Origin of the sequence: Wolbachia endosymbiont (group A) of Aleiodes leptofemur (assembly GCF_964028465.1) — a bacterium.
In the GTDB taxonomy this organism is placed as follows: Bacteria; Pseudomonadota; Alphaproteobacteria; order Rickettsiales; family Anaplasmataceae; genus Wolbachia; species Wolbachia pipientis.
This window is the reverse complement of record NZ_OZ034782.1, coordinates 754,255-767,326: the sequence shown is the minus strand read 5'-3', so window position 1 is coordinate 767,326 and position 13,072 is coordinate 754,255. Positions and strand designations below refer to the sequence as shown.

Sequence of the window (13,072 nt, the reverse complement as noted above, 5' to 3'; positions counted from 1 at the left end):
GGTCATAGGAAGGCAGAATCAACAGCACGACGAAAGGATTCGAATAGAGGAATGTTTTTCCTGGCTCTGTTTTTTATAGCAAACCAATGATGCTCAATTTTGTTAAAATCTGGAGAATAAGGCGGCAGATACAAAATTTCTGCACCGACTCCTTTAGCGAGCTTGATAAGCTTATCAGACTTATGAAAAGTAGCATTATCAAGAATGACAGTTTGTCCAGGTTCTAAGATCGGTGCCAAAAATTGCTCAAACCATCCATTAAAAATATCCATATTACAGTGGCCTTCAAATGTTAATGGAGCAACTATCTTTCTTCTACTTAAGGCTGCAACCATGCTGATTCGTTGAGTTTTTTTTCCAGATTTTAGGGCATAAAATCGCTGTCCTTTCTGGCAATACCCATATGGATAGTCCTCCGTGTTATCAATCCCAGACTCATCTATATACACTAAGTTTTCTGGTTCTTTTGTTGCTATAATTTTTAAGAATTCAGCACGTTTTTCTTCGTTCCTTTCCTTGTATCCATATGTCTTTTTTTGCGCGTAAATCCAATTTTTCTGAGAGCTCGGTGGATCGTTTCGATACTAACGTTGCCCCAAAGTTTAGCCATTTCCGACAGAGTTTTTCTACCGTGTTTTTTAGCAAATTCGATAAACTTATTCCAGTCGATAATTTTCTGATTGTAACCTCCATTACCGAGTTTTTTGACTGAAAGTCGCCTGTTTCTTTTTTTCTTTGCTGCCACTCCCACAAAGTAGTTCGTCCAATTTTAAATCTTGCTGCCACTGCTTCTCTGCTTTCCCCTTCGTCTAGTGCTTCCATTGCTTTTTTTCTTAAATCATAACTATATGCTGCCGGCATCCAACCTCCTTATCGCCATCTATCCTTAATCTTATCATATCCGGACTTCTGTGGAAAGAGCTATACAACTGGCATTAAGCATAAGAGATAAATTTTTATCTCCAGATCAGGGAATGTGTAATCAAACTCAAGGAGGAGTAAACGAATATCAATTAACAGAAAAAGCTAAAAAAGAACATATACCTAATTCCTCTATGAGTTCCCCTAATATTGCAAGCATACATTCATTGAACAGTCAGAAAGCAGTTAGAATAGGCTCTTAGCATAAAGCACCAGCTCCTCTTTTGTTAAAGTGTAGGAGCTATCTTCCCAATGTTGTTTTAGCAATTCCAAGTTTCTACCTAAACTTTTTCCTGGCTGGTGACCTATACTTATTAAATCATCGCCAGATAAAGGAAATTTTGGAATATTGAATGTGTTAGCAAATGAAATGTATTCATCAACATTTTCTCCAGACTCAACACCACAAATTTTCACTAAATCACAATATAATTCTCTACCAAATAAAGATATGTATTTTTTTTGCTCTTTTTCTGAGAGTTCTGTTTTGATATCGTTGGATAGTAAAAATAGCAGCTTTTTCTTTTGCTTGTTCGAAAGACGTAAAAATTTGCTTACATATTCTCCAAGACTTAGCCTGTCATTTTTTTTAGTAGTCCTAAGGAGTAACGCTAATTTTACTAGTGCATCAGTGCCCAAAAGAAGTGGCGAAGACAGAATTTCGCATTTTACTTCTTTTGGGATAATCTTTTGCAAAACATCAGATTCTTGCATGCTCTTAAGTGTTGGAAAAGGATCATTGCACTCCAGCAATTTAAGTATTTCATCTCTTATTCTCTCTCCAGAGAGGTTTTGAATCATATGCGAATGCTTTTTGCATACGTTTAGTATTTCATCACTCAAATCTCCGACACATATTTTTGCATGAAAACGAAATGCTCTTAAAATACGTAGATAGTCTTCTTTAATTCTATCTTCAGCGTTGCCTATAAAGTTTAACCTTCGCGCTTTTAAGTCCTCTATACCACCAAAGTAGTCATATATATGGCCATGCTTATCTGCATACAGAGCATTAAATGTAAAGTCGCGCCTTGAAGCATCCGCTTGCCAATTATTGGTAAATTCTACTTTTGCATGCCTACCATCACATTTCACATCATGCCTTAGTGTTGTGATCTCAAAAGATCTTTGATTTAGAACCGCAGTGATAGTTCCATGTTTTAAGCCAGTTGGAATAGTTTTAATATTACGGAGTTTTAGCGCTTTAATCGTTTGATTGGGAAGCAAATTAGTAGCTAAATCGATGTCGTGGACATCACGCTGCAAAATTGAGTCTCTCACACACCCGCCGACAAGCCTAGCCTCACCACCAAATTCCTCTATGGCATCAATAATTAAACTAGTCTCATGGTCAACTTGCATTTAGGTTAGTACGTACTGCAAGTTCATATTATATGAAATGCTTGCAAAAGCCCTATATAAAAATATACAGGGCTATTAAGATTTTACAAGTTGTGGTGCTCGTTGTTGATGAAATGGTTCTGCCATCGATTCCTTACCACATCTTAGTAAACTTGAAGGGTTTTGCTGCTCTATGCGCTGCTTTATATCACTAACGCACTGCCCTACAACATCACCAATTTTTCCATTAGCATTTTCTGCCAATAACTTATCAAATCCCTTTTCAATCTCTGCTCTCTCAGAGATATCCTTTGAAAGGTTACAATATTCTAAGATCTCGTCTAGCTGCAGTTTTTTTGCTAATAGGAAATCTTCTTGTTCTTGCTCTTGTTTAAGTTTGGTTTCCTCTTGCAGTTGTTTTGCTAAACTTTTATTTCTATCAAGCAATGGTTCGAAATGCAATCCGCCTTTGTTTATTATATGCACAATACTACTATCATCATAATCAACTTTATTGTATTCACCTGCACTTTTTGAACCTGAATTGTCTATTAATTCATGCAAAGACAGATCTTGGTTATCAACAGTCTGGTTCTCTATAACATGTAGCTTTACCTTATACTTTTCACAAAGTATTCTGCCTTCAACGTCAGGATCACCCCATCTATCGTTACGCATAATGTTTGCTGTATAATCATCTACAGTTTCACTACGGTGCTGGCCATTGTTATCATGACTATTGACGATTGCATTTGTAAACCACTTTGGTGGATCCTTTTGTGCAAATTCCCTACAATCATTTCTTAATTTTTCGACAGTAACTTGCTCTCCTTTCTGTTGTTCTAGACTTTGCCTGAACGAGTCAAAAAAACAGCTTCCATTACCAATTGCTTGTCCTACATAGAAATTTTCAGGGTAAGGGTTACTATTTAAAAGAGTTATTTCTTGCCCTGAGGTCCTGGGCCTTTTTATTCCAACCTCAACATCATGAAAGTCACTTGGTAGTTTCCGTTTCTTAGCTGTAGTCATAGTTTTTACCTTAATTTAAGCTATATACCAACAAGATTGTAACTAATTAAGTATAGCAGAAATTTTTAAATTATGCAATAGTTATAATTTTACATAGCAAATATGAGCTTTAACTGCGGTATAGTTGGGTTACCAAACATAGGAAAATCAACCTTATTTAATGCGCTTACAGAGTCAAGTGCAGCCGAAGCTGCAAATTATCCTTTTTGCACAATTGAGCCAAATATAGGCAAGATTTCGATAAAAGATCAACGTTTGAAACAAATCGCAGCAATTGCAGGTTCAGAGAAGATAATTTATAACCAATTAGAAGTTGTAGATATTGCAGGTCTGGTAAAGGGTGCGAGCAAAGGTGAAGGGCTCGGCAATAAATTTTTAAGCCATATCAGAGAAGTTGATGCCATTGTTCATCTGCTCAGGTGCTTTACGGATAACGATATCAGCCATGTACACAGTAAAATAGATCCAATATCAGATGCTGAAGTGGTAAAAATGGAATTAATCCTAGCTGATATTGATAGCATAGAAAAAAGGCTTCCTCAATTGGAAAAGAAAGCAAAGCAAGGTGATAAAGAGCTAAAGAGACAACTTGAATTAATGCAAGAGGTTTTAGCTACTTTAAAATCAGGTAAACCTGCAAGAAGTTTGGAGAATATCGATGGAGATGAGATGAAGTCGCTTCAATTGCTGACAACAAAGCCCGTTATGTACGTTTGCAATGTTGAAGATACAAATGTTATAACTGGCAATGAATTATCTAAAAAGGTAGAGAGAATGGCAGAGGAAAATAAAAGCAAATTTTATTGCATTTCAGCAAAACTCGAAGCAGATATTGCAAATCTTGATATTGAAGAGGAAAAACAGAGTTTTTTATCAGAATTTGGCTTACAAGAATCAGGCCTTGATGGAGTAGCGCGTATTATGTATGAAGTGCTGAGTATGATAACTTTCTTTACTGTGGGCCCCAAAGAAGCACGGGCATGGCCAGTAAAAATAGAGTCAACAGCCGATAAAGCAGCAGGTGTAATCCACACTGATTTTGAGAAAGGCTTTATAAAAGCAGAGACAATAAGCTTTGCAGACTACATAAAGTATGGAAGTGAATCAGCTTGCAAAGACGCAGGAAAAATTCGCTTTGAAGGCAGAGATTACATCGTGCAAGATGGTGATATAATGCACTTTAGGTTTAATGTGTAGTAATTTATCCTTTCTATTGGTTTTTTATCTAAGGCATTTTTTACTGTAGATTAATCATTTGATTATAGTATCATTTTAATTAAGCTTATGCTTGGGATATTTATGAAGAATATTTTATATTTTATATTATTAGCTGTCGTATTCGGATCACCCATCCTGTTTGCCGTAGAGCAGCTTGAAGAAAAGAAAATTGAATCAGTTCATAAAAACGAAAATGTAGGTGTAAGGAAGCAAGATAGCACAAATCAAAAAGATGAGTTGAAAAGCAACGTCGATGCTAAACAAACACAAGAAGCTGAGAGCAAAAGATTAGACGGCACTACCGATAAAGAGAAACTGCAACACAACGAGAACAAAGCTTTCGTGGTTGAAAAAACTATAAGTGAAGGTGAAAGGATTGATAAAGATTTGCCAAATGACCAGCTAGAAGGAAGCACAGACAAATTTGCTCAAAATTTACCAAATGTGGCCAATAAAGAAGTGAATAAAGATTTGAAACCAGAGCCTTTGCCTTTAAGTGCTGATTTAAATGAGAATACAGCTAACCCGCAAAAAAATCTACAAGCTGATCAGAAGATTGATATAAAAGATAATGAACTTTCAAAAAGTGATGCGAGTCAATTATTAGAGGGAAAAAAAGAAAAAGTAGAGAGTCAGTTTGAAGAAAAAAAAGTGAAAGAAACAAACAGTAATTCCAAGGACCGCAATAGAGTAAAACCTATAACTAAAAAAGATGAAAGTGAAAAGAAAAATTTACAAAAATGGACAAAGCTAAACAGAGAACCAATAAAAGAATGGGGTCATAAAGACATACAAAGCAAGTCAATATATAAACGACAATATGATAGCCTTAATGAGCATCTTCCTACAACTGTGTTTATTGATGATTACAGTAAGCAATTTTTTTACTGCATTAAGAAGAACAACTTAACTTGCTTAAGAGGAGTAATAAGTAAGCTAGAAAAAATTGGATTAACAATTCAAGAGATACTAAGGTTTAGAAATAAATTGGGTGATACTCCTCTCATTTATTCAGTTAAACAAGGTGAGGTAGACATAGTGCGCTTTCTCTTATTACAAGGTGCTGATCTTAGAGTAGTTAACAATAATTTTCAATCCCCAATTGATATAGCAATCGAAAAAAAGCAGATCAATATAATAAATGCGATTGCCGAAATGATGCCACATCTTTTGGAGGATAGAAAAATAGACAATAAAGAAAGCTCAGCAATGTACGATTGGGCTGTGAAAACGAAAGAAATACAGTGCGATAAGCAAGATGATTAGATTTTTGATATTAATTTTAGTTGGTCATTTATGTTATGGAAACGAAATAAATGATGAAAAAAATCAGATTAGTGATTTTTTAAATGCTCTGCGTGATGCAAAATACGTATCTTACAGTAAAAAAGACTTTGCTGAATTTTTGGTGCAGTGCGACAAAGAGGGCGTGCCAGAAGATTTTAAGAAAGGTTTTGGTTCTAACTTAAATGGAGCTAATTTTAACCAACTGTACCTAAGTAAATCTGTTTTTGATGGAGTAAGTCTGATTGGTGCTGATTTTTCTAACACCGATTTATCCGACGTGTCTTTCATTGATGTTGATTTACGTGGTGCTAATTTCTCCAATGCTAATTTACATGGCATTAAAATAAAAGGTACAAATTTGAGTTTTACAAAATTTGTTTCTGCAAACTTAACAGATATCGTATTTGATCAGTCTAATGTTAGTTATGCTGATTTTATCAGTTCCGATCTCAAAAAAGTAAGTATGCACAACGTAATTGGTTTGCATACTAATTTCTCGAATGTGAAAATGAATTTCTCCAACTTATCAAACTCGAATGTTAGCCACGTAAATTTTAGTGATAGTGAAATAAACGATACTGTTATGCAGAAAAACAACCTTGATAATGCAAGTTTCTTTGGAGTGGATGCATATAAATTAAAGATACAATTTTCTTCATTAAAAAATGCTAACATATATGGTGCAGAGTTAAAAGAATCAGACTTTACAGGTAGCAATCTTTCCGATGCCTGCCTTAATTCTTCTATCATAATTAACAGTAACTTCGACGAAACTGATTTAAGCAACACACAAATTTCCTATGTGAATGACGATAATTCAAGTTTTGTTCAATCTATACTAAATGGTTCCAAGATAAAACATGCATATGTTTCTGAAGCAAATCTTCATGATGCTGATTTATCCAATATTGATTTTAGTTTTAGTGAACTGCATCAAGTTAATGTCTCTAATGCTGACATTCGTCACGGAAAGTTTCATAATACTAAAGTTGCAAATTCTAACATGAATGGCTCATTTTTTGACCATTCACTATTCACCTATGTCAAGATAGAAGATTCAGACCTTTCTACAACTTCAATGTATAAGATAAAAATCCAAGACTCTCAAGCTTATAACAGTACACTTTCTCGCCATAATATTGATTCCAGTGAAATAGAAAATTCAACATTCTTTAATTTATTAGCTGATAATTCGAGTTGGTCCAATTTAAAAGTAACTAATTCAAATTTTATTGAAAGCGATTTCAGATCTTCTTTGCTTCACGCTAATGCCTTTAGGAAAACTAGTTTTTTTCTTAGCAATTTGAGTAATTCAACAATTAGTGATATGTCTTTTCACTCTTCAAGCATATATAAAAGTTCAGTTGTTGATGCTCACTTAACAGGTTGCAAATTTGATAATTCAATTTTGATTGACAATCAAGGACAGAAAAAACTTGCAGGGTTAGAAAATGCTATAACTTCAATTGGAGATTTGCAAGAGAAAATATCACAGGGTGAAAAATTTAATGTAAATTATTCTTACTTTGAATTTAAGAATATGAATTTAGAAAATGCCGATTTTTCTAATTCAACATTGAGTAGAGCAAAGTTTGTAAACGTTAATTTGAATAAGGCAAATTTTGAAAAGACCGATTTGCGCTATACTGTCTTTGATAACTCTTCTCTCATTGGCACCAACTTATCAAATTCTAATTTAGAAGGTTCTAGCTTTTTAAACTCTGATCCAAAAAGCACCATGTTAAAAAATGCAAAGAAAAATGACCGTAAAAAGTGAGGGCGTATTATTGGTTCTATCCTCCCCTTCTGGAGCTGGAAAAACTACTATATCAGCAAAATTACTTGAGCAATCAACTAATTTAGTTAGGTCTGTTTCTATGACTACACGCAAGCCTCGCCCCGGCGAAATAAATGGAAAAGACTATTTTTTCGTTACCGAAGAAAAATTTCACGAGTTATGCAAAGCTGGCCAAATGCTTGAATACGCCAAAGTTTTTGAGAATTTTTATGGTATACCAAGAAATTTTATAGAGCAAAACTTAAGCAATGGAATAAGCGTTTTACTCAGCATAGACTGGCAAGGAGCATTTCACTTATTCAAGCTCATGAGAAAAAAAGTTGTGAGTGTTTTTATACTTCCCCCTTCAATGGAAGAGCTTAGGTTGCGTTTGCAAAAGCGTAATAGTGATGATGCAAGCGAAATAGAGCGCAGATTAGCCGAAGCTCAAAAAGAGATAAGCAAACGTGATAAATATGATTATGTAATAATCAATGATGATATTGATAAAAGTGTAGAAGAGATAAGCTCCATACTAAATAAAGAAAGACTTAAAAAACTAAAAGAAAAACCAAGTCTGGAAGACTGATAAAAACATCAATTTGGATATTTGCAGCTATAGTTTCTTATCCTATTTTAGCCAATAGCACATTTCACAGTTTAGCTATATTTATTATTTTTTAAGATTAAATGGTTAAAATAGTAGCAACTGTTCAAGTGAGGTTTAACTATGACGGCAAATTTTCTCACAGAAATTAATTTTCTGCCTTTTCACCTATATTTTGATCACATATACAACGTTTAGCTCAATTTAAAAGTCAAACTTCTTGGTTGTTAGTTTAGTGCTGACAACTTAAATAGCTTTTAATATTGAGGTTTTAGTATGGGTATAGATATAACTGCACTAACTACTAATGCAGATAAATTAGGTGAATGCATAGATAAAAATAAAAAGCAAGAGCAGGATAGAAAAGACGAGCAATTGTATGGCATTATAGAGAGAAAGGTAAAAAAAGAAGAACACAAGCGTGAAAAACCAAGAGGTCAAGATGGAACCCTCAAGAAGTGTAAAAGGTTATTTGAAAAAGATGCTAGTCCTGAAGTATTAACTAAATTAGAAGAATCACTTAGAGAACAAGAAAAATATTATAGGTATTATGTCCAATGCTTCCTTCCAGTGCTAGATAAAGCAATAGAACGATCGAAAAAAATATCAAATGAAACAAAAGAGCGAGTAAAGCAAGCAATTTCAGAAATTACTTATAATAGCAAATATTGTAACCAAAATGATCGTAGGGACAGTGGAATTGAAAGTGACTACAGTAGCGATGCTGGTGATGATTATGAGAAACATTCAATCAGTAACCCTAATACAGCAAATGAAGATCAAGAAGTAGAGAAAAGCAACGAAATAACAAATAGCAATGCTCTATTACTAAAAGCGATCAAAAATGGAAATAACAGGAAATTTGAAAAATATCTAAAAGATTGCACGGATATTAGCAGCATAAAAGATGAGAAAGGAAATAATATTTTACACCTAATAGTTACACAATTAGAGAAAAAACAAAAGTTTGATTTTTTAAATACAGTACTAAATGTGAGTAAGAAGGAAGAACTTAAAGCACAACTTGAAAAAGCTGTAAACGATAAAAATGGCAACGGTCAAACACCACTGCAAGCATTGTTACTTAGTAAAGTAACAAAAGAAAAACATAGTTTTGAGACTACACCTAGAAAAATTTTAACACCTTTAAAAAAACTTATACCACACTACGATAATACAATAGTATCTGCTATACAATTGCTCAAATTAGGAGCAAATATTGATGATTTGCAGTTGTCTAAAGAAGAATTACAAGACTTAAAAGAAGAGCAAAAGACATACTATCGTAATTTCTTAGAAAAATTAGCAGAGTCAGTAAAGAAGTCTAAGTTAGACCAAAAGACAGAAAACTCGGTAGTAATTAAAATCGCGAAAATTACCGACGGTGGTTACCCATTACATAAAGCAGTTTCAGATAAAAATATAGATAGATTTAATGATTTGCTACAGAGAGGTGATGATATTACTACTAAAAATGCAGATGGTGATACGGTCTTACACTGTGCTGTGACATTAAAGAAAGAAGCAAAGTGTAACTTTACTCAGCTTATACTAGAAAAAAACAAAGAACTGGTAAATACTCGAAACAAACAGCAAACACCTCTTCACCGATTACTTCAGTATATAGAAAAAAAGAGCGGGAAACAATCATGTACAGGTAAAAATTTTGAAAAAACTAAAAGGTATGAAACCCTAGAACTATTGCTAAAAAATGGTGCAGATATTACTGTGCAAGATAAAGATGAAAAAAATGCTCTGCACTATATTGCTTCATTCAAAGGAGAACAAAAAGTTACATGTTTAGAGTTGATTTTAAATTCGGTGGAAAAAGAGAAATTTAGTAAAGCTGCAAACGCCGCTAACGAAAAAGAACGCACACCACTACAAGTAGCGCTAATTACTAAGACGACAAAAGATAAACATAATTTGGTCAATCCTAAGAGCCGTGATAACACGATCAAGTTCTGTGTAAAATTATTGCAAAATGGTGTTGATCCAAAGCAGTTAATACTACCCGAAAGATTATGGAGCAAAGAGTATTATAAAACTATAAAAGGAATAGAGAAATCAATGGGTAGAGCGCTTATTCCAGATGATATGAGAACTGAACTGAAGTGCAACTTTGGCAGGAAGTTAAAAGCACGCGATATTGTGAAGTACATCAATAATGTTGCTTGTAAAGCAGTGACAACGCTTGTATTTGCTGCTTTAGCCTGTGCAGCAATATTCAGTGCTTCTCAAGGAATTATTACAATTGCAACTGCCTCATCTATTATAGCAGTTATTGGAGTTTGTTATCTTATTTACTTGAATTTAGAAAATATTTATGAAGGATTTGGAAAAATTAAAGGAAAGTTTACTGAAGAAAAGCAACTTACACTTCAAGATAACGCACCAAAAAATGATACACAATGCAATAACTCTGTTAAAGATATAGAAAATAAGTCCAACGATTTAGAAGAGCAAGAGGTGCAAAAATCATCAAATCAATCAGAATGTGCAGAAAATCCAGCTACCAAAATGAGCGATATATCAATACTACGTCAATTCATAAATAAGCTTAGATGGGCTGACTAATAAACCCTCTTCTCTGGCGCTATGAAATCAATCTCACCGCTCAGAGTTTTTTCAGCCACTTTTTTATAATCAATTTTTACGTTAATTTGCCCTTTCTTTTCTTCAAGCCACGCTATAGTGTGCTTCATCCAGTTTTTGTCATCACGTTCAGGAAAGTCTTCACGAGCATGGGCACCTCTGCTTTCCTCGCGATTAGCTGCGCATTCCATGGTAATAACCGCTTGTGGGATCATGTTAGCAAGCTCCAGTGCTTCAACTAAATCACTATTCCACATCATACTGCGATCCTCAAGTGAAATATCAGGCATCATTTTTGCTACCTTTTTTATAGCTTTTTTGCCTTCTTCTAAAACTTCAGCAACACGGAACACTGATGCGTACTTTTGCATAGTGTTCTGCATTTCGCTGCGTATTTTTGCTACTTTTAGCCCACCGGAGGCAAATCGCATTTTATTAAATCTATCTACTATCCAGTCTGTGCAGTCTGAATGCAATTTTTTATGTGGTGTACCGGATTTTAGTTTCTCTCTTGCTCTGAGCGCTGCAGCTCTACCAAAAACCACAAGATCAAGAAGCGAGTTAGAACCAAGTCGATTTGCACCGTGCACAGAAACACATGCAGCTTCTCCAATTGCAAATAGTCCATCTACCACTTCTTCCTTACCTTGCTTCAGCGTGATCACTTCTCCATAATAATTGGTTGGAATGCCACCCATGTTATAGTGAACAGTCGGAATGACCGGTATTGGATCTTTAGTGACATCAACTCCAGCAAAAGTTCTTGCGGTTTCGCTGATGCCCGGCAATCTGAGTTTTATTACTTCCGGATCAAGATGCGCTATAGTTAAATACATATGATCTTTTGTTGGTCCAACCCCCCTTCCCTCTCTAATTTCAATTGTTATTGCGCGACTTACCACATCACGGGAAGCTAAATCTCTTGCTTTTGGTGCGTAACGTTCCATAAACTTCTCGCCCTGAGAATTAACGAGGTACCCCCCTTCACCACGGCATCCTTCTGTCATCAGGCACCCTGAGCCATATATTCCTGTTGGATGAAATTGTACAAATTCCATATCTTCAAGTGGTAATCCAGCCCTTACTACCATGCCATTACCATCACCTGTGCAGGTATGCGCACTTGTTGCAGAGAAATAAACACGTCCATATCCACCTGTTGCTAACACCACTCTATGCGCACGAAATCTATGTAATGTGCCGTCGCATAGCGACCAAGCAAGAACTCCGCAGCATGCTCCGGTTTCGCTATCCATAATTAAATCAATCACAAAGTATTCAACAAAAAATTCAGCGTTGAATTTAAGACACTGCTGATATAGAGTGTGAAGGATTGCGTGCCCAGTCTTATCTGCTGCCGCACAAGTGCGCTGCGCTGATTTTCCTTTACCAAAGTGAGTTGTCATTCCACCAAAGGAACGCTGGTATATTTTGCCATCTTCTGTACGAGAAAAAGGTACGCCAAAATTTTCAAGTTCAATAACAGCTTTAGCAGCGTTTTTACACATATATTCTATTGCATCTTGATCACCAAGCCAGTCTGAACCTTTTATTGTGTCATATGCATGCCAGCGCCAATCGTCTTCACCGATATTACCTAAAGCTGCACTAATTCCGCCTTGTGCTGCAACTGTATGACTTCGTGTAGGGAAAATTTTAGAAATGCAGGCAACTGAAAAATTAGTTGCAGCCATCCCAAGCGTTGCTCTGAGCCCTGCTCCACCTGCACCTACTACTACCACGTCATACTCATGTTCTATGATCTCATACGCTGACTTATCCATATTTACTTATTTTATCATTACAGGCTTATGATATCACAGAAGTAGAAAAAATCTATACAAGTTTTCTATAGTTAAGACGTCATGCCGCCGCGGCGCTAACAAGTAGCGGGATGACAGCAATCCTACGTCATACCGCCGCAGTATCTCAGCCACTAACACGTAGCGGGATGACGAGCTTATTGTCATGCCGCCACGAACCGTCATACCGCGATTCATTCGCGGTATCTCTAGATCCCGCTAACAAGCAGCGGGATGACGATTGTCGTTTAGCTATAAACATTAAGAAATTTACCAAACGAAAAAAAAGGCAAAAGAAGCCCCGTGGTTATTATCCGCTTTAAAATATTGGCGTTTTTTATGTTTTAAACGCTTGACAAGCGAAATTCAGCTGCTTTTAATTGCAACTAACTTACGCTGCAAATGTTTAAGAAATTTACCAAGCAGAAAAAAAGACAAAGAATCCCCGAGTTAGCTAGTCTTTTACTATCTTTGTCGAGTATTGGCATTTTTTGA

The 13,072-nt window shown here is 35.4% G+C and carries 8 protein-coding genes and 2 pseudogenes; 6 read left to right on the top strand and 4 right to left on the bottom strand.

Annotated elements, in window-relative coordinates; translation table 11 throughout:
- Nucleotides 1-2 precede the first annotated feature (2 nt).
- A pseudogene (locus ABWU67_RS04120) lies at nucleotides 3-861 on the bottom strand (IS630 family transposase).
- 50 nt (nucleotides 862-911) lie between these two features.
- Here ABWU67_RS04120 and ABWU67_RS04115 point away from each other — a divergent pair.
- Nucleotides 912-1,124 carry a hypothetical protein gene (locus tag ABWU67_RS04115; protein WP_353281739.1) on the top strand — a complete coding sequence of 71 codons (213 nt, stop codon included), beginning with the start codon at nucleotides 912-914 and terminating at the stop codon, nucleotides 1,122-1,124.
- On the opposite strand, the gene ABWU67_RS04110 is transcribed toward ABWU67_RS04115, so the two are convergent.
- Together ABWU67_RS04110 and ABWU67_RS04105 are read right to left on the bottom strand one after the other, a co-directional pair.
- Nucleotides 1,108-2,283, bottom strand: a complete 1,176-nt coding sequence (locus tag ABWU67_RS04110; RefSeq protein ID WP_213862916.1) for a CCA tRNA nucleotidyltransferase — start codon at nucleotides 2,281-2,283, stop codon at nucleotides 1,108-1,110. The two genes, ABWU67_RS04115 and ABWU67_RS04110, sit on opposite strands and share 17 nt — an antisense overlap.
- A gap of 75 nt (nucleotides 2,284-2,358) precedes the next feature.
- Nucleotides 2,359-3,291 carry a hypothetical protein gene (locus ABWU67_RS04105; RefSeq protein WP_353281737.1) on the bottom strand — a complete coding sequence of 311 codons (933 nt, stop codon included), beginning with the start codon at nucleotides 3,289-3,291 and terminating at the stop codon, nucleotides 2,359-2,361.
- Nucleotides 3,292-3,393: 102 nt separating this feature from the next.
- Between ABWU67_RS04105 and ychF the strand changes: the two genes are divergently transcribed.
- The 5 genes and pseudogenes from ychF to ABWU67_RS04080 all read left to right on the top strand — a co-directional run bounded on the left by ychF (nucleotide 3,394) and on the right by ABWU67_RS04080 (nucleotide 10,782).
- A complete protein-coding gene (ychF, locus tag ABWU67_RS04100; RefSeq protein WP_353281735.1) occupies nucleotides 3,394-4,488 on the top strand; it encodes a redox-regulated ATPase YchF in 1,095 nt (364 codons plus the stop codon).
- Between the two features lie 102 nt (nucleotides 4,489-4,590).
- Nucleotides 4,591-5,775 (top strand): ankyrin repeat domain-containing protein, encoded by a 1,185-nt coding sequence (locus ABWU67_RS04095; RefSeq protein WP_341822118.1) that lies wholly within the window; start codon nucleotides 4,591-4,593, stop codon nucleotides 5,773-5,775.
- Nucleotides 5,768-7,573, top strand: a complete 1,806-nt coding sequence (locus ABWU67_RS04090; protein ID WP_353281732.1) for a pentapeptide repeat-containing protein — start codon at nucleotides 5,768-5,770, stop codon at nucleotides 7,571-7,573. The genes ABWU67_RS04095 and ABWU67_RS04090 overlap by 8 nt, the downstream gene beginning before the upstream one ends.
- A complete protein-coding gene (gene gmk / locus ABWU67_RS04085) occupies nucleotides 7,557-8,162 on the top strand; it encodes a guanylate kinase (RefSeq protein WP_015588988.1) in 606 nt (201 codons plus the stop codon). Before ABWU67_RS04090 ends, gmk begins: the two co-directional genes overlap by 17 nt.
- Before the next feature lie 294 nt (nucleotides 8,163-8,456).
- Nucleotides 8,457-10,782 (top strand): annotated as a pseudogene (locus ABWU67_RS04080) (ankyrin repeat domain-containing protein).
- Here the strand turns inward: ABWU67_RS04080 and sdhA are convergent.
- Nucleotides 10,754-12,559, bottom strand: a complete 1,806-nt coding sequence (gene sdhA / locus ABWU67_RS04075) for a succinate dehydrogenase flavoprotein subunit (protein ID WP_353281730.1) — start codon at nucleotides 12,557-12,559, stop codon at nucleotides 10,754-10,756. The pseudogene ABWU67_RS04080 and the gene sdhA overlap by 29 nt on opposite strands.
- Nucleotides 12,560-13,072 lie beyond the last annotated feature (513 nt).

Excerpts from the sequence above, each read along its gene's own strand:
- ABWU67_RS04110 (WP_213862916.1), bottom strand. The coding sequence starts at position 2,283 with ATGCAAGTTGACCATGAGACTAGTTTAATTATTGATGCCATAGAGGAA.
- ABWU67_RS04105 (WP_353281737.1), bottom strand. The coding sequence starts at position 3,291 with ATGACTACAGCTAAGAAACGGAAACTACCAAGTGACTTTCATGATGTT.
- ychF (WP_353281735.1), top strand. The coding sequence starts at position 3,394 with ATGAGCTTTAACTGCGGTATAGTTGGGTTACCAAACATAGGAAAATCA.
- ABWU67_RS04095 (WP_341822118.1), top strand. The coding sequence starts at position 4,591 with ATGAAGAATATTTTATATTTTATATTATTAGCTGTCGTATTCGGATCA.
- ABWU67_RS04090 (WP_353281732.1), top strand. The coding sequence starts at position 5,768 with ATGATTAGATTTTTGATATTAATTTTAGTTGGTCATTTATGTTATGGA.
- gmk (WP_015588988.1), top strand. The coding sequence starts at position 7,557 with ATGACCGTAAAAAGTGAGGGCGTATTATTGGTTCTATCCTCCCCTTCT.
- sdhA (WP_353281730.1), bottom strand. The coding sequence starts at position 12,559 with ATGGATAAGTCAGCGTATGAGATCATAGAACATGAGTATGACGTGGTA.